The organism is Streptomyces griseus subsp. griseus, from assembly GCF_000720255.1.
In the GTDB taxonomy this organism is placed as follows: domain Bacteria; phylum Actinomycetota; class Actinomycetes; order Streptomycetales; family Streptomycetaceae; genus Streptomyces; species Streptomyces griseus_I.
In genome coordinates, this window is sequence record NZ_JOJE01000048.1 from 78107 (window position 1) to 94031 (window position 15925).

At 69.7% G+C, this 15925-nt stretch carries 14 protein-coding genes; 1 reads left to right on the plus strand and 13 read right to left on the minus strand.

The window, feature by feature from the left end:
• Positions 1 to 2: 2 nt before the first annotated feature.
• The 4 genes from IG99_RS37990 to IG99_RS38005 all read right to left on the minus strand — a co-directional run bounded on the left by IG99_RS37990 (position 3) and on the right by IG99_RS38005 (position 3803).
• A complete protein-coding gene (locus tag IG99_RS37990) occupies positions 3 to 1538 on the minus strand; it encodes a flavin-containing monooxygenase (RefSeq protein ID WP_037682461.1) in 1536 nt (511 codons plus the stop codon).
• 77 nt (positions 1539 to 1615) lie between these two features.
• Positions 1616 to 2638 (minus strand): AraC family transcriptional regulator, encoded by a 1023-nt coding sequence (locus tag IG99_RS37995; protein WP_037682462.1) that lies wholly within the window; start codon positions 2636 to 2638, stop codon positions 1616 to 1618.
• Positions 2639 to 2790: 152 nt separating this feature from the next.
• Positions 2791 to 3015: a translation initiation factor IF-1 gene (gene infA / locus IG99_RS38000; RefSeq protein WP_010981942.1), complete on the minus strand. Its 225-nt coding sequence runs from the start codon at positions 3013 to 3015 to the stop codon at positions 2791 to 2793.
• Positions 3012 to 3803, minus strand: coding sequence for a GNAT family N-acetyltransferase (locus IG99_RS38005; protein ID WP_037682466.1), 792 nt, complete (start codon positions 3801 to 3803; stop codon positions 3012 to 3014). The genes infA and IG99_RS38005 overlap by 4 nt, the downstream gene beginning before the upstream one ends.
• A gap of 278 nt (positions 3804 to 4081) precedes the next feature.
• On the opposite strand from IG99_RS38005, the gene IG99_RS38010 reads away from it, so the two are divergent.
• Positions 4082 to 4666, plus strand: coding sequence for a TetR/AcrR family transcriptional regulator (locus IG99_RS38010; protein ID WP_037682468.1), 585 nt, complete (start codon positions 4082 to 4084; stop codon positions 4664 to 4666).
• A 19-nt stretch (positions 4667 to 4685) separates the two neighbouring features.
• On the opposite strand, the gene IG99_RS44515 is transcribed toward IG99_RS38010, so the two are convergent.
• The 9 genes from IG99_RS44515 to IG99_RS38050 form a co-directional block, all read right to left on the minus strand.
• Positions 4686 to 5162: a tautomerase family protein gene (locus tag IG99_RS44515; RefSeq protein WP_051866393.1), complete on the minus strand. Its 477-nt coding sequence runs from the start codon at positions 5160 to 5162 to the stop codon at positions 4686 to 4688.
• A 351-nt stretch (positions 5163 to 5513) separates the two neighbouring features.
• Positions 5514 to 5837, minus strand: a complete 324-nt coding sequence (locus IG99_RS38015) for a hypothetical protein (RefSeq protein ID WP_037682471.1) — start codon at positions 5835 to 5837, stop codon at positions 5514 to 5516.
• A 415-nt stretch (positions 5838 to 6252) separates the two neighbouring features.
• Positions 6253 to 6981, minus strand: a complete 729-nt coding sequence (gene araD, locus IG99_RS38020) for an L-ribulose-5-phosphate 4-epimerase AraD (RefSeq protein WP_037682472.1) — start codon at positions 6979 to 6981, stop codon at positions 6253 to 6255.
• Positions 6982 to 7009: 28 nt separating this feature from the next.
• Positions 7010 to 8524: an L-arabinose isomerase gene (araA, locus tag IG99_RS38025; RefSeq protein WP_037682473.1), complete on the minus strand. Its 1515-nt coding sequence runs from the start codon at positions 8522 to 8524 to the stop codon at positions 7010 to 7012.
• A 50-nt stretch (positions 8525 to 8574) separates the two neighbouring features.
• A complete protein-coding gene (gene araB, locus IG99_RS38030) occupies positions 8575 to 10257 on the minus strand; it encodes a ribulokinase (RefSeq protein WP_051866395.1) in 1683 nt (560 codons plus the stop codon).
• Positions 10258 to 10359: 102 nt separating this feature from the next.
• Entirely contained in the window at positions 10360 to 11379 is a 1020-nt protein-coding gene (locus tag IG99_RS38035; RefSeq protein WP_037682474.1) for an ABC transporter permease, read from the minus strand.
• Positions 11376 to 12941: a sugar ABC transporter ATP-binding protein gene (locus IG99_RS38040; RefSeq protein WP_037682475.1), complete on the minus strand. Its 1566-nt coding sequence runs from the start codon at positions 12939 to 12941 to the stop codon at positions 11376 to 11378. The genes IG99_RS38035 and IG99_RS38040 overlap by 4 nt, the downstream gene beginning before the upstream one ends.
• Positions 12942 to 12943: 2 nt before the next feature.
• Positions 12944 to 14101 carry a substrate-binding domain-containing protein gene (locus IG99_RS38045; RefSeq protein WP_037682476.1) on the minus strand — a complete coding sequence of 386 codons (1158 nt, stop codon included), beginning with the start codon at positions 14099 to 14101 and terminating at the stop codon, positions 12944 to 12946.
• Between the two features lie 356 nt (positions 14102 to 14457).
• Positions 14458 to 15525, minus strand: coding sequence for a LacI family DNA-binding transcriptional regulator (locus IG99_RS38050; RefSeq protein WP_063768382.1), 1068 nt, complete (start codon positions 15523 to 15525; stop codon positions 14458 to 14460).
• Positions 15526 to 15925 lie beyond the last annotated feature (400 nt).

A 15925-nucleotide genomic window follows, 5' to 3' on the forward strand; every position in this document is an offset into this window, starting at 1 on the left:
GCTCAGCCTCCAGCCGCGATGTTGTCGCCGACGCCCCGGAGTCCGGGCGGCCGCACCGACGCGCGGGGCACACCGCGCAGCTCGCGGCGGAGGCCGGCGCGGGCGATGTCGGCGGCGTCCAGCAGGTAGGTCTGGCGCATCCGCCACGGTGCGCGGTGGCCCTGCCGGGGGAAGCTCTGGACGCCCCGCTGGACGTAGCCGGACGCCAGCTCGATCATGGGCCGTTCCCGTACGCCGGGCTCTGCGGGCGGGGTGACCACCGCGAGGTCCTCGCGGCGCATGTGGTTGAGGATGCGGCACACCAGCCGCGCGGTGAGATCCGCCCGCATCGTCCAGGACAGGTTGACGTAGCCGAAGCAGAGCGCGAAGTTCGGCACGTCGCTGAGCATGGTGCCCCGCCAGAGCAGGTGGTGTGCGGGGTCGACCTGCTCGCCGTCGACGCTCACCGCGATGTGCCCGAACGCCAGCATGCGCAGTCCGGTCGCCGTCACCACGATGTCGGCGGGCAGTACCTCGCCGGACCGCAGCCGGACGCCCTCGGCGACGAAGCGGTCGACGTGATCGGTGACCACGTCGACTTCGTCGCGCTGGATCGCCTTGAACAGGTCCGCGTCGGCCGTGACGCACACCCTCTGGTCCCACGGCGCGTACGACGGGGTGAAATGCTCACGCGCCGCCTCCTCGCCGATCCGCCGCGCGGTGCCCCTCGTCAGCAGCGCCCGCGCCCGGTCCGGGAAGCGCCGGCAGTAGTGGTAGAAGGCGTTGGAGTAGGCGGCGTTGCGTGCCCTGACGACCCGGTGCGCGGGCCCGGCGGGCAGCCACCGCCGGACTCCGGCCGCGAACCGGTCCTTCCGCGGCAGAGCGGTGATCCAGGTCGGCGTGCGCTGCAGCATGGTCACTCTCGCCGCGTCGCGGGCCATCGCGGGGACGAGGGTGATCGCGGTCGCACCACTGCCGATCACGACGACACGCTTGTCTGCGTGGTCGAGGTCCTCGGGCCAGAACTGCGGATGCACCACCGTGCCGGCGAAGGCCTCGATCCCCTCGAACTGCGGGTCGTGCCCACGCTCGTAGTCGTAGTAGCCGGTGCACAGGTAAAGGAACGCGCAGGTCACGGCGGACCTTCGCGATCCGTCCTCGCCGTCGCTCCGCTCGACGGTCACCGTCCAACGGGCTTTCTGGTCCGACCAGTTGGCCGAGACCACTTTCGTGGAACAGTGGATGTGGCGGTCGATGCCGAAGCGGTCCACGGTGCGCCGCAGGTAGTCGAGGATCTCGTCCCCGTCGGCCATGGAGTTCTCGCCGGTCCAGGGCTGGAACGGAAAGCTGAGCGTGTAGATGTCGGAGTCGGCCCGGACTCCCGGGTACCTGAAGAGGTCCCACGTCCCGCCCAGGGACTCCCGGGCCTCCAGTACGGCGTACGACCGGTCGGGACACTGCGACTGCACCCGGTACGCGGCGTCGATGCCGGAGATCCCCGCGCCGACGATCAGCACGTCGACATGGGCGGGCAGCGGGGAGAGCGGTGGGCTGGTCATGGCACACGAGTATCGAAGCGCCCGGGCGGCTCCGCTTAACCTTGGACGACAATTATTTAACCCTGCGCGACACCCCGTCATGGACGCCGGTATGTGGCCTCACGTCGGACCTGGGACGGCGTCCTGCCGAACCACCGGCGCGCCGCACGGGTGAGTGCCGACTGTCCGGCCAGCTCCACCAGCGACGCCACCTGCGAGAACGGCATGTCGGTCCCCGTCAGCAGTCGGTGCGCGGCGTTCTTGCGTACGTCGTCGAGAATCGCCTGGAACGAGGTGCCCTCGTGCGCCAGCCGCCGCTGCAATGTGCGCGGATGCAGATGCAGCCACTCCGCGACCAGATCGATCCGCGCCGGGACCGTGCCCAGCGCGCGGCTGACGGCCGACCGCACCGTGGTCGCGACGCCCTCGCGAGGGTCGGTGTAATGCGCCTCCAGGTACTCCACGACCATGCGCCTCAGTTCGGGGTTGACCGGGGTCGACATCGGCTGGGCGAAGAGCTTCGTGGGCACCCGCAGCAGGGCGCGACCGGTGTCGAAGTGGACCGGCGCGCCGAAGAACTCGGTGTACACGGACTCGTCGGTGAGCGGCGGATGGGGCATGTAGACGCCGAGCAGCTCGTATCCGCCGCTCATCGTGATGAGATTGCGGTGCAGCAGGCCCAGACCGGCGTCGATCGTCTGCGGCTCGTACGGGACATCCGGATGCAGCATCCGATACTCGACGGCCCCCACCCCCGCATAGCGCTCGGGATCATCCGCGCGAGACAGACGAATGCCCTGGTTGTGCACGAACAGAAACCGTGACGCGCAGTCCAGGCCCTCCCCGACGGTGTCGCAGTTCCCGACCGCCAGGGCCAGCGGACCGAGCATCGACATGTCCTGATACGCCGCCAGACGCAGCCCGAGGTCCGGGCAGTCCAGCTCCTTCGTCGCGCGGCGCAGGATCCGTCCGGCCGTCACCGTCGGCAACAATCCATGATCGGAGTCCAGGTCACCGGGCGAAACACCGAACTCGGCCAGCAGCCCCTCCCCGTCGCCGCCGAGACCGTCGACAAGGCGGTCGATGCCCCGGATCGCAGCGGCCCGGATCTCCATCTGCATGCGTCAAACGGTACCGCCGAGGGGCGGTGTGCTTGGCGGTGTGCGCCAGTTCGACGCCCCACGGATCGAATGAGCGAGCATCGGGGCCCCGGTCACGGAAACGCCGTGGCCGGGGCCCCAGGATCAGTTGCCTCGGAAGGTGCCGACCGAGGCTAGTTCCGGTACCGGAACACGATCCGGCCGCGCGTCAGGTCGTACGGCGGGAGTTCCACCAGCACCCGGTCTTCCAGCATGATCTTGATGTAGTTCTTGCGGATCTTCCCGCTGATGTGCGCGAGCACCTGGTGGCCGTTCTCGAGCTCCACGGTGAACATGGCGCTGCGCAGGCACTCGACGACCTTGCCCTCGACTTCGATGACGTTCTTGTTCTTGGTCATCGCACCAGCTCCAGGTTGCTGCTCATCGGCCGAGCGCCGATGCCCTCGAACAACGCCGAGGCTGCTTGGTTGGACTCGTGGACTTCGGTCCAGGCCGCGGCGAACCCGGCGCCGTGCAGCGTCCCCAGCGCGTGGGCCAGCAGCGCCCGCGCGATGCCGCGGCGCTGCTCGCCGGCCCTGACCGCGACCAGCCCGATGCGGGGCCGGTTCACCGTCACCACTCGGATCAGACCGAGGTAGCGGTCCGGCGCCGCGGCCACCGCGTACTTCGACGGGTCGACGATGGTGTCGCCTTCGGGGCGGGGAATCACCTCCGCGGGCATCGACTGCCACCCGACGAGGGCCCCGACTTCCTCACGGATCGCGCGGTCCACCGCCCGCAGCAGACTCTCGTCCGCCTGACCTGCGGGCACGATCGTCACGCCCGGAGGCGGCAGCACCGCTTCGAGCCCTGCGACCCTCGGGTCGGTCGGGACGACGTACTCCCACTCGCGGCGCCGGATCGTGAACCCGGCCCGCCGCCAACCGGCCGTCAGCTCGACATCTGCTTCGTCGACCACCGTGTACAGCGGCGTCGGCAGTTCCGCCAGCATCACCTCGGCGAGCCGGTCGAAGGTGGCGTCGCGCCAGGCGTCGATGCCGACGAACAAGCGTCCGTCGGGCCGGTGATGCGCATACCCGCGGCCGACCACCAGGTCGTCATCCAGCGCATGCCATTGCCTGTCCGCGACGCGCGTGATCACCACGGCGTCTTCGCTCAGGCCAGATGTGAATGGCTTTGTATTCATCGCAATGCCCTTCCAGGAGTGCCTCGATCTCAGGCGCTCCTGGCGACACCGAACGTCAGCCGCCGGACCGTGACGGATTGAGGGAGCACCCATGGGTGACTGTGTTCACGGGGCTCACCTCCCTACGACGACTTCACGGTCCAGCAGGAAAGTAGCAGCGGGGCGCCGCCTCGCTCAAACCTTTTTCCGTGGCCCCGGGAGGCACGGGCGGCGGTCACGAAGACCGCAGTAGAATATGACAATTGTTATAGCCACAGGGGTCGGAAGGGGTCGCGTACGTGACCAAGAACAACCCGTCAGCGCGCGACCGGATCGTGGCCGGCGCAGCCGACATGATCAGTAGGCGCGGCCTGAACGCGACAAGCATCCGGGAGACGGCCAAGCACGCCAGGGCGCCGCTCGGCTCTACGTACCACTACTTCCCCGAGGGCAAGCAGCAGCTGGTCACGGAGGCAGTCCGCTTCACGGGCGAGTGGACCGCGCGCAGCCTGCGCAAGGAGTTGCAGGCGGGGCCGGTCGCCGGCCTGCGGGCCTTCCTCGCCCTGTGGCGCAAGATCGTCGTCGAAAGCGACTTCCGGGCCGGCTGCCCCGTCCTCGCCGTCTCCATCGAGGAACCCCCCACCGACGAGACGTCAGCCGCCCTCGCCGCCGCAGCCGACGTCTTCACCACATGGGAGAACCTGCTCGCCGACTCGCTGCGCGAGCACGGCGTCGAGCCCGATCAGGCGGCCCAGCTCGCGACGCTGATCGTCGCGGCGGTCGAGGGAACGGTGGCCATGTGCCGCGCCAAGCACAGCACCCAGCCTCTCGACCACACCGCCGAGCAGTTGCAGGCGCTCATCCTGGCCACGATCAAAGGCTGAGCGCCCGGCACTCCAGACCTCAGAGACCCAACGCGGCGCGCACCGCCTTGACCCGCTCCTCAGTGAACACCCCGCTCTCCAGCAGCGGCAGGATCGACAGCACGCCCCCGGACGAACCCCAACTGCCCTCGTCGATCACCCGGAAGTTGACCCACCAGCCCGGCGCCGGCTTCTCCAGTCCGCACGCCGCCGCCAGCGCGGCGAGGACCCGCTCGATGACCTCGGCCCGCACCTCCGGCCCCCAGGCGGCATCCATGACCGCGAGATCGATCACCATCACATCCAGTTCCGGGTCGGCGTCCGCCAACAGCCGGCCGCCGATGGCCATCATGTCCCGCTCGCGCTCCACGAAATGCACCTGGAACCCGACCCGGGCGGCCGGGGCATGCTGCCCCACCTCAGGCACCAGCACCGCGTCCGTCAGGGTCTCGGCCAGCTCACGGCGCTGCTCCAGACTCAGGCGCCCCGTCGGCGCGCTCACGGTGATGATGGTCACGGCATCCTCCTATGACAGTCGTTATAGACGACAGGCTACACATTCCTATAACGGATGTCATAGCAAGATGGCCCTTCGACTCCCTGCCATGGTTCGCCCGGCCACGAGCACCGGAGTCAGCGTCGGCCCGAGTTCTCGTAGAGCTTGACGCGGTGGCACCGCCGACCATGCGGCGACGGCCGGCCGGGGCAGCCCGGACCTTCGCCGGAAGCTGCCGGTGACGGGCGAAGTGACTGCTCCCGGCGGCCGGCCTTCGGGCCAATGGACCATCGCGACCAGACTTGGCCTTCGCTGCCGCCAAAATCGGCCTGCATGTTCACGGACGGGAACCTGGGGAGCGCGTGTTCCGGCTCACGACCCGGACTGAGCCACCACCGGGTCGCTACCCGGGGACCGGGGCGCCGCGCCGTGGCGACGGGCGCCGAGCGGGCTGAGTTCGAAGGCCAACCGTCCCATCGCAATGAGGGTGCCCTGCCCGAAGACGAGAATCAGCCACCACCCGTCATCCCAGTACCAGTTCTCGGTCCAGGGCTGTGTGATCGCCAACGTCCCGATCAAGTGCGAGACGGCGACGACGATGCCCGTCCGCCGCCGACGGGGACAGAGGAACGGCAGCATCGCCCAGAGCACGGAGGCCGGCACCAGCCAGGGGGCGAAGAACGGCAGACCGGACACGATGGGCCTCAATATCGGTAGAGAGCACAGCCTGCCTACCGTCGCACCGGCGGGCCCGTGGAACCAGCTCGGCTGGATATCGCACGGATCACGATGCACCCCTGCCGGCCCGCCGGAACCGGCAACCGGCAACCGGCAACCGGCAACCGGCAACCGGCACATCCCCCCGGCTGCTGCTCGGCTCACCGCTGCGGATCCGACCATGGCGAGCACTCTTGGCCGGCTCCGCTCGATCGCGGTGCCGCGCGGACCGGCTCGACCACCGACGCCGACACCGCGTAAGCCCGCCGGTCCACAACAAACCCAGGGCTGCGACTCCGACGTCACGCTCCGGCAGCTCTCGCGAAAGCCCGCCCGGGCGCCTCGCCTGCTCTCTGTCGACAGACGTTCATGGGACGTTCCGCCGCCCGAGCGGTCACCCGGAGGCTGTTGTCATGTCCGGGTTGCCGTAGTACGCGTCAGGGCCGTGCTTGCGGGTGTAGTGGCGGTTGAGCAGGTGGCTGGGCGGTGGGGCCGTCGGGGCGAGGCTGAGGGTGTGGAGGGCGATGTCGGCGACCGCCTCGCAGATGATCGCGTGTTCCAGGGACTTGCGGGCGGTGGCGCCCCAGGCGAAGGGGCCGTGGTGGGCGACGAGCGCGGCCGGGACCTCGACGGCTTTCTGGTCTGCCTCCTCCAGCAGGTCGACGATGACGCGGCCGGTGTTGTACTCGTAGTCCTTCGCGCACTGGTCGGCGGTGAGGTCGGGGGTGCAGGGGATGGGACCGTTGAAGGTGTCGGCGTGGGTGGTGCCGAGGACGGGTATCTCGCGGTGGGCCTGGGCGAAGGCGACGGCGTGGGTCGAGTGCGTGTGGGTGACGCCGCCGATCGAGGGGAACGCCAGGTACAGGCAGCGGTGGGTCTCGGTGTCGGTGGAGGGGCGCAGGTCGCCGTCGACGACCGCGCCGTCCGACAGCCGTACGGTCACCAGGTGGTCGATGGTGAGGTCCTCGTAGGGCACCCCGGAGGGCTTGATGACGAACACCCCCGCCTCGCGGTCGACTCCGCTGACATTGCCCCACGTCAGGGTCGCCAGGCCGACCTGGGGGATGGCGAGGTTCGCGTCGAGGACCTCCTGCCGCAGACCGTCGCGTACAGCTACGGGCATCGCTCGACTCCTTCGTCACGGTCGTCGGTCACAGGCTCTGGGCGAGTCGGTGGTAGGCGGCGTTCCACCGGATTTCCTTGGCGAGTTGCTCGACGTCGGTGTCCGCGCCGATGGTGAGCAGTTCGACGCCGGTCATGGCGGCGTAGTCGGTCAGTGTCTCGGCATCGACGGCCGAGCTGAGCACGGTGTGGTGCGGGGCGCCGGCGAGCAGCCAGCTCTCGGCCGATTCCGCGAGCGAGGGGCGTGGCTTCCACACGGCCCGGGCCACGGGAAGTTTGTGCAGGCGCTCGCTGGGGGCGACGACGTCGACCTCGTTGGCGGTCAGCCGGAAGCGGTCGCCCAGGTCGGAGAGGCCGACGACCAGGGCGGGGCCCTCGGCCGCGTCGAAGACCAGGCGGACCGGGTCCTCGCGTCCGCCGATGGACAACGGGTGGATCTCGCAGCGCGGGCGGTCGGCGGCCACCGAGGGGCAGACCTCCAGCATGTGCGCACCGAGGATGCGGGGTGTTCCGGGGCCGAGGTGGTAGGTGTAGTCCTCCATGAAGGTGGTGCCGCCGGGCTGTCCCTGTCCCATCACCTTCATCACGCGCAGCAGCGCGGAGGTCTTCCAGTCGCCCTCGCCGCCGAAGCCGTAACCGTCCGCCATCAGCCGCTGGACGGCCAGGCCGGGGAGCTGGCGCAGTCCGCCGAGGTCCTCGAAGTTGGTGGTGAAGGCGGTGAAACCGCCCTCGGTGAGGAAGGTGCGCAGGCCGAGTTCCTGGCGGGCGGCGTACAGCAGGGACTCGTGGCGGATGCCGCCGGGACGCAGGGCCGGGACGACGTTGTACAACTCGACGTATTCAGCGGCGAGTTCGGCGGCCGCCTTGTCCTCGACGGCGTCGACCACGGCGACCAGGTCGTTGACCGCGTAGGTGTTCACGGAGAAGCCGAAGCGCATCTGGGCCTCGACCTTGTCGCCCTCGGTGACCGCGACGTCCCGCATGTTGTCGCCGAAGCGCGCCAGGCGCAGGGTACGCGCCGCCTGGCGACCGGCGGCGGCCCGCGCCCAGGCGGCGATACGCCGGATCACGCGCGGGTCCGTCGCGTGACCGGCGACGATCTTGCGGTCGATGCCGAGCCGAGCCTCGATGTGGGCGAACTCGCGGTCGCCGTGGGCGGCCTGGTTGAGGTTCATGAAGTCCATGTCGATGCTCGACCAGGGCAGCGACAGGTTGTACTGGGTGTGCAGGTGCAGCACGGGCCGGTCCAGTGCGCTGAGTCCGGCGATCCACATCTTGGCCGGGGAGAAGGTGTGCATCCACACGATCACCCCCACGCAGACGTCGGAGGCGGTGGCTTCCTGGCACAGGCGGCGGATCGCCTCGGCGTCGGTGAGGACAGGCTTCCACACGACCCGCAGGGGGATCCGCTCGGCCGAGTCCAGCCTTTCGGCGATCTGCCCGGCCTGGTGGGCGACCTGGCGCAGCACGTCGTCGCCGTACAGTCCCTGGCTGCCGGTGAGAAACCAGATCTCCTGGCCGTCGGACGGCTTTTCGGGGGTCATCACGGGGTCCTTTCGAGTTCAGCGGCTTGGGGCGGGAGTTGTCGGGCCGCTCAGGCGGAGGCGTCGGCGCGGATGCGGCGCAGGCGGTGCATGACGTCGTTGGTGCCGCGGCCGAAGTAGTCGTGCAGCAGCCGGTACTCCTCGTACAGGCGGTCGTAGGCCGCGGCGCGTTCCGGGTCCGGCTGGTAGACGCCGGGGTCGGCCTTGCCCATCGACCGGGCGGCGGCCTGGATGTCGGGGTACGCCCCCGCCGCCACCGCGGCGTGCATCGCCGCGCCGAGAGCGGGGCCCTGGGTGGAGCCGATGACGCCGAGGGGACGGCGGGTGATGTCCGCGTAGATCTGCATCAGCAGCGCGTTCTTCGTCAGACCGCCCGCGATGATCAGCTCCTCGACCGGCACCCCGGCCGTCTCGAACGCCTCGATGATGGTCCGGGTGCCGAAGGCGGTGGCTTCCAGCAGCGCGCGGTAGACGTCCTCCGGGCGGGTGGACAGCGTCAGTCCGACCAGCACGCCGCTCAGGTCGTGGTCGACCAGGACGGAGCGGTTGCCGCTGTGCCAGTCCAACGCGATCAGCCCGTGTTCGCCGACCTGTTGTCCGGCCGCGAGGGCCGTCAGGTGCTCGTGCGCGTCGCGGCCGAGGGCGGCGGCCTGTTCGGCGTACGCGGCGGGGAATCCGGTGCGCACGAACCAGCCGAAGATGTCCCCGACGCCGCTCTGCCCGGCCTCGTAGCCCCACAGGCCCGGCAGGATGCCGCCGTCGACCACGCCGCACATGCCCGGCACCGTCTCGTTGCGGTCGGAGCTCATCACATGGCAGGTCGAGGTACCCATGATGGCGACCATCTGCCCCGGCTCCACCGCGCCCGCCGCGGGCGCCGTCACATGCGCGTCGACATTGCCCACGCACACCGCGATGCCCTCCGGCAGCCCCGTCCAGGCCGCCGCCTCGGCCGTCAGCTGCCCGGCCTTCGCGCCCAACTGGCCGATCGGCTGCTCCAGTTTGTCCGTCACGAAGTCGGCGAAGCCGGGGTTGAGTGCTTCCAGGTAGGCACGGGAGGGGTAGGCGCCGTCCTGGAACTGGCCCTTGTAACCGGCGGTGCAGGCGTTGCGCAGGTACGTGCCGCACAGCTGCCAGACGATCCAGTCCGCCGCCTCCACCCACCGCTCCGTGCGGTGGTAGATCTCGGGGTCCTCCTCCAGGAGCTGGAGCGCCTTGGCGAACTCCCACTCCGAGGAGATCTTGCCGCCGTACCGCTGCAGCCAGGGCTCCTTGCGTTCGGCGGCCAGGGCGTTGATGCGGTCGGCCTGGGCCTGGGCCGCGTGATGGCGCCACAGCTTCACGTAGGCGTGCGGACGGCCGGTGTACTCGGGCAGTTCGCACAACGGGGTGCCGTCGGCCAGCACCGGCAACACCGTGCAGGCAGTGAAGTCCGTGCCGATGCCGATGACTTGTTCGGGTCGCGCCCCGGCGGCCGCGAGCGCCGCCGGCACCGCGTGGCGCAGCACGTCGACGTAGTCCGACGGCACCTGGAGGGCCCAGTCGGGGGGCAGCCCCGTGCCGTCCGGCAGTTTCCGGTCCAGGACCGCGTGCCGGTACTCGTGCTCGGCCGTCCCCAACTCAGCGCCGTCCCGCACGCGGACCACGACGGCCCGTCCTGACAGGGTTCCGAAATCAACTCCCACGACGCAGGGTTCCGGGTTCCCCGCTGTCTCATGTCCGGTGCTCACCATCAGCCTCCTCCACACAGAGGTGTTCGATATATCGATCACCATTCGAAAGATTGAAGACGCAGGCGGCATCCTGCGTATGGATCAGCGGAGTCGTACGACGTCCTAGCTCCGGCTCCGGCCGAAGTAGCGGGCGCGCACCCGGTCGAGCAGGATGGCGACGCCGAGGACCGCTCCCTGCACGACCTGCTGGTCGTACGGGCTGACCTTGAGTGCGAGCAGGCCGTTGGTGATGAACTCCAGCAGGATCGCGCCCGCCGCGATGCCCGCGATACGCCCCTCACCGCCCGAGAGTGACATCCCGCCGACCACCGCGGCGGCGATCGCGGTGAGTTCCCAGCCCGCGCCGACGGAGGGGTCGGCCACGTTCATACGGCCGATCACCAGGATGCCGACCAGGCCGGCGAGGGCGGAGCTGGCGACGTAGGTGGAGGTGATCCGGCCGGCGGTCGGGATTCCGGCGAGCCGGGCGGCCTCCTTGTTGCCGCCGACCGCGTAGATCTGGCGGCCCACGTACGTGCGCTCAAGCACGAACCAGGCGATGACGGCGGCGCCGACGAAGAACAGCGCGGGGACCGGCACTTCGCCGAGGTAGTACTGGCTCAGGTTGCTGAACAGCGGGTCGAGGTTGTTGATGGGCGAGCCGCTGGTGATCGCGAGCGCGGTGCCCTGCGCGACGGTGTAGGTCACCAGGGTGATCACGAAGGGCGGAACGTTGAGGCGCGTGACCATGACGCCGTGCCACAGACCGACGCCCGCGGTGATCACCAGCGTGAGCAGGATCGCGAGGGGGGCGGGCAGGCCCTCGTTGACGTTCATCCAGGCGGCCAGGATGCCGGCCAGACCGGCCAGCGCGCCCACCGACAGGTCGATGCCACCGGTCAGGATGACCAGCGACTCGCCGATCGCGAGGATGCCGACCTGCGACAGGTCGCGGCCCATCACCTGGAGGTTGCCCACCGCCGTGTACGTCTCCGCGTTGGCGGCGATCGCCACGAACACCACCACGCAGGCGATGATCACACCGGCCTCCGGGGAGGCGGCGAGTCTGCGGGCGAGGGTCGAGACGGCCGAACGGGACCGGGGCGCGACCTCGTTCGGGGCGAGCGTGCTCTGCGCGCTCATGCTGTGGCTCCGTTCGTCACTTGGTGCTTGTCGAGGGGAGCGGTGCCGGCCGCGGCCGTCATGATCCGTTCCTTGGTGGCGTCGGCCCGGTCGATGACCGTGACCACCCGCCCGTGGTTCATCACCGCGATGCGGTGGCAGATCCACAGCAGCTCCTCCAGTTCGGAGGAGGCGACCACGATCCCCATGCCCTGCTCCGCCGCGCGGTCGATCAGCTTGTAGATCTCCGCCTTCGCGCCGACGTCCACGCCACGGGTCGGCTCGTCGAGCAGAAGCAGGCGCGGTTCGGCTGCGAACGCCCGGCCGAAGATGGCGCGTTGCTGGTTGCCGCCGGACAACGAGCCGATCGGCTGCTCCACCGACTGCATCCGCACGTTGACGTTTTCGGTGATCCTTTGCGCCTCGGCGCGTTCCCGGCCCGGTCCGAGCAGGCCCTGGGTGCTGATCCGCTTCAGCACCGAGACGACGACGTTCGCCCGGATCGACGCGAACAGGACGAGCGACTGCTCCTTGCGATCCTCGGGGATCAGCGCGATCCCGGCCGCCACTCCGTCCCCCGCGCCGCGCGGTTGGTAGGACTCGCCGCCCAGTCGCATCCGGCCACCGGTCGAGGGCTGTGCGCCCGCGATCGTATGGACCAGGCGGCTGCGGCCCGAGCCCATCAGCCCGGCCACACCCAGGATCTCGCCCTCGCGGACCTCCAGGTCGACCGGTCCGAGACCGTCCGCGGTCAGGCCCTCGGCCTGGAGCAGGACCGGGCTCGTCGCGGGCGGCGCCTTCGGCTCGCCCTGCGCGACCTCGCCGCCGACCATCTCCCGGATCAGCCGTTCCTCGGTGGCCTCCGCCGGTTCGAGGTCGGCGACCAGTCTGCCGTTGCGCAGCACCAGGACGCGGTCGCTGATGTCCCTCACCTCGTCGAGCCGGTGCCCGATGAACAGCACCGTGCCGCCGCGTTCGGCGAGTGTGCGGGCCAGGCCCAGCACCATCGCGGCCTCGACCGGGCCCAGTGAGGAGGTCGGCTCGTCCAGGATCAGCAGCCGGGGTTCGCGGCCCCAGGCCTTGGCGATCTCGATCATCTGCCGGGTAGGCACGGGGAGGGCGCGTACCTCCCCGTTCACCGGGATCGTCTCGGCGGACAGGCCGATCTCCGCGAGCATCGCCTTCGCCTCGGCCCGCTGTGCCGTGCGGTCCACCAGGAACCGGCGCTTCGACTCACGCGGGCGGCGGCCAAGGAGCAGGTTCTCGGCCACCGAGAGCTGCCCGACCAGCGGGAACTCCTGCGAGACCATGGCGATGCCGAGCTGCCCCGCGGCCTCGGTGGACCCCGCCACCAGGGGCTCGCCGCCGATCAGGATCTCGCCACCGTCCCGGTGGACCGATCCGGCCAGCGTGCCCATCAGCGTCGACTTCCCGGCGCCGTTCTCGCCGACCACACCGATCACCTGACCTGCGTAGAGGTCGAGTTCGGGCAGGTCGAGGACGCGCACCGGTCCGTAGGACTTGTGCACCCCCCGCAGCCGCGCGGTGATCGCGCGGCCGGGGGCGTTCTTCGTGGCCGTCATGCTCAGCCGATCCCGAGCTGGGACTCGAGGGACTGGTACGCGCCCAGGTCGGACTTGGTGACCAGGCCCACGCCGGAGCTCAGGGTCGAGCCGTCCTTCTCCAGGTAGGGCTTGACGAGCGCCATCGTCTTGGCCTTGCCCAGCACCTTCTCCGCGGCCAGGATGTACGCCCCGGTGTAGCCCTGCTGGTACGGCATCTGCACGACGGTGCCGGAGATCACCCCGGACTTGATGAACTTCAGCGTCTGGGCGTCGGAGTCGTCGGAGACGATGTGCACCGAAGCCGTCTTGCCCGCCGAGGTCACCGCCTGCGCGAGCGCGGGGCCGTCGTAGGAGTAGACGCCGTAGAGGCCGTTGACGTCGGGGTTGTTGGCCAGGATGGTCTCGGCGTCGGAGGTCGCGGTGCTGGCCTGGAGGTTGTCGTTGACCTTCTGGGCGACGGTGATCTGGGTGCCCTTGAGCGCGTCCTCGAAGCCCTGGATACGTTGCGTCGCGTTCGACGCGGTGAGCGAGCCGACCAGGATCGCCACCTTGCCCTTGCCGCCCAGCACCTGCTTCATCGCGGTGCCCGCCTGGAAGCCGGCGGTGTAGTTCGGGGTGCCCAGGTAGAGCGAGGCGGCGTCGGTGCCCGGCAGCGGTGAGTCGATCGCGAGGACGCCGATGCCCTTCTGGACGTCGGTGTGGATGGTCCCCGCGGCCGATGTCGGATCGATCGCCGAGATCGAGTAACCGGTGACGCCCTGCGAGCGCAGGGTCTCCAGCTCCGAGTTCTGCTCCGTCAACTTGCCGTTGGGCGGGGCGAAGTACGTGCACTTGTTCTTCGCGATGCCGAGGTCGGAGCAGCCCTTGAGGAAGCCGACCTGGCCGGCCTTCCAGTAGTCGGCGGCCACGTTCACGACCATCGCGATGTCGACCTTGGACAGGTCCTTGCCGGCCAGTGCGGACTTCAGCGCCGCGTCGAGCTTGGCGAGGTTCGTCTGGTTGAAGGTGACCGAACCCGCCAGCGTGACCGGGGCGGCCTTGGCACCCGAGTCGCCGGCGCCGCCCGAGCTGGACGCGTTGGACCCGTCGGCGTTCTTGGAACAGCCGGCTGCCGCGAGCGAGAGGAGCACCGCGATCGCGGCGGCCACGGTGCGGGAGGACCTTCTGGTACGGAACATTGTTGATCAGCGCCCTTCTAGGCGTGTCGGTGGGCGTGTCGGGTCGGTCGGGAGGAGTCGACGGCCCGACCGGAGGAGGGGTGCGTCGGGGACGGGCATGCCGGTACCGGGGGAGGCGGGCAGAAGGCGTGGTCGTCCACTCGGGAGCGGTGCGTGGCGGAGGGCGCCGCTGTCGCAGGGGGCGGCCGACCGTGGTGGGCGCGGCGACAACGGGCGGGCGCCGGCGAGGGGGCCTGACGGTGGTGCGGGACGTGGGAGCCGACCGCTCGGGGCGGCGGGCCGCGGTGGAGCTGTCCCGCCCGGTTGACGTCACGGCCGATCGACGTGAGGGGGGATCGCAGCCGGATCCTGCGCGGTCACGCTAACAGCGTTGCTGTCATCTCGGACTTCCTGAGGTGCCGGGGGCGGGTCGCCGAGGTCCGCACCACAAGACTGGGCGGTATGACGATGTGGGGTGCCTCGCCGGACGCCGGGATGCCCGCGTCCGGATCACCGACGATCTCGATCAGCGCACGCAGAGCACGCCGGCCGAGTTCGTCGAAGTCCTGGCGGACACTGGTCAGTGACGGGCCGAAGTACTCGGTTTCCGGCATGTCGTCGAAGCCGACGACGCTGATGTCCTCGGGCACCCGGCGCCCTGCTCGTTGCAGCGCTCGCAGCAGGCCGAGGGCCATCTGGTCGTTGGCGCAGAACACCGCGGTGACGTCGGGGTCGGCGGCGATCCGTTGGCCGAGCTCGTGCCCGGTACGGGCCGTCCAGTCGGTGCCGACCAAGGGTTCGACCACGGGAGCGCCCCGCTTCTCCAGGGCACTGCGCCAACCGGCCTCGCGTTCCTGCGCGTCGAGCCAGGATCGCGGCCCGACCAGGTGGTGCACCGTGCGATGGCCGAGGTCGAGCAGGTAGGAGGTGGCGAGTTCGGCACCCGCCTCGTTGTCCACGGCGACCGAGGCCAGCGCGGTGTGGGTGCCGCAGCCGACCGCGATCAGGGGTACGTCCGGCGGTACGTTCGCCAGTGCGCCGACCGCGGCGGTCTGCGGCGCGATGACGATGATTCCCTCCACACCCTGGTCCCGGAGCCGGTCGACGGCGTCCAGCACCGAACGCCGGTCGAGCGTGCCGACCGCGGCCACGGTGACGAAGTATTCGTGCTGTCTGGCCGCCTGCTCGATGCCGTAGAGCATGCAAGCCGGGCCGTACAGCGTGGTGTTGAAGCTGATCACACCGAGGGTGCGGGTGCGGCGGGTCGCCAGGGTGCGGGCGGCGGCGTTGGGGCGGTAACCGAGTTCACGTACGGCGGTGAGCACCCGGTCCCGGGTGGCGGGCCGCACGTTCGGGTGGTCGTTGAGGACCCGCGAGACGGTCTGGTGCGAGACTCCCGCGAGCCGGGCCACGTCCGCCATCACCGGTGCACGATCCCCCTCCATGCTCCACCTCCCCACGCGCCATGAACGTCTCCGATCGGGTGCTGCTCCGGTGGGAGTCAGCACTCCGTGACGAATTGTTAACGCACACATTCAGTAGGGGTCAAGGCGGGTCAGACCCCTCGCTTTAGTAAATTCCCGACCTTCTTGCGCTTACAAAAAACCCTTCTGACCTGGCCGTATTCCTCATAGGAAAGGCTAGTTCCAGCACCGCCACACACTCGAGTAAACAGACTGCACAGCTTTTGTTTCCGCACTCTTGACGGTCCCACGGTGTTGACCCGGTGTTCATCGCGCCGTAAAAAGACGGGGTCGCGAGACCGGTCGATCAGCAGCCGGCCACGCGAGAACGGCACACACACAAGTCCCCGCACAGTCCGCAGCCTGGACCGAACCGCCGCTC

Bases quoted from the DNA above. Each gene is read 5' to 3' on its own strand.
- IG99_RS37990 (WP_037682461.1), bottom strand. From the start codon at position 1,538: ATGACCAGCCCACCGCTCTCCCCGCTGCCCGCCCATGTCGACGTGCTG.
- IG99_RS37995 (WP_037682462.1), bottom strand. From the start codon at position 2,638: ATGCAGATGGAGATCCGGGCCGCTGCGATCCGGGGCATCGACCGCCTT.
- infA (WP_010981942.1), bottom strand. From the start codon at position 3,015: ATGACCAAGAACAAGAACGTCATCGAAGTCGAGGGCAAGGTCGTCGAG.
- IG99_RS38005 (WP_037682466.1), bottom strand. From the start codon at position 3,803: ATGAATACAAAGCCATTCACATCTGGCCTGAGCGAAGACGCCGTGGTG.
- araD (WP_037682472.1), bottom strand. From the start codon at position 6,981: ATGCCCGTAGCTGTACGCGACGGTCTGCGGCAGGAGGTCCTCGACGCG.
- araA (WP_037682473.1), bottom strand. From the start codon at position 8,524: ATGACCCCCGAAAAGCCGTCCGACGGCCAGGAGATCTGGTTTCTCACC.
- araB (WP_051866395.1), bottom strand. From the start codon at position 10,257: ATGGTGAGCACCGGACATGAGACAGCGGGGAACCCGGAACCCTGCGTC.
- IG99_RS38035 (WP_037682474.1), bottom strand. From the start codon at position 11,379: ATGAGCGCGCAGAGCACGCTCGCCCCGAACGAGGTCGCGCCCCGGTCC.
- IG99_RS38040 (WP_037682475.1), bottom strand. From the start codon at position 12,941: ATGACGGCCACGAAGAACGCCCCCGGCCGCGCGATCACCGCGCGGCTG.
- IG99_RS38045 (WP_037682476.1), bottom strand. From the start codon at position 14,101: ATGTTCCGTACCAGAAGGTCCTCCCGCACCGTGGCCGCCGCGATCGCG.
- IG99_RS38050 (WP_063768382.1), bottom strand. From the start codon at position 15,525: ATGGAGGGGGATCGTGCACCGGTGATGGCGGACGTGGCCCGGCTCGCG.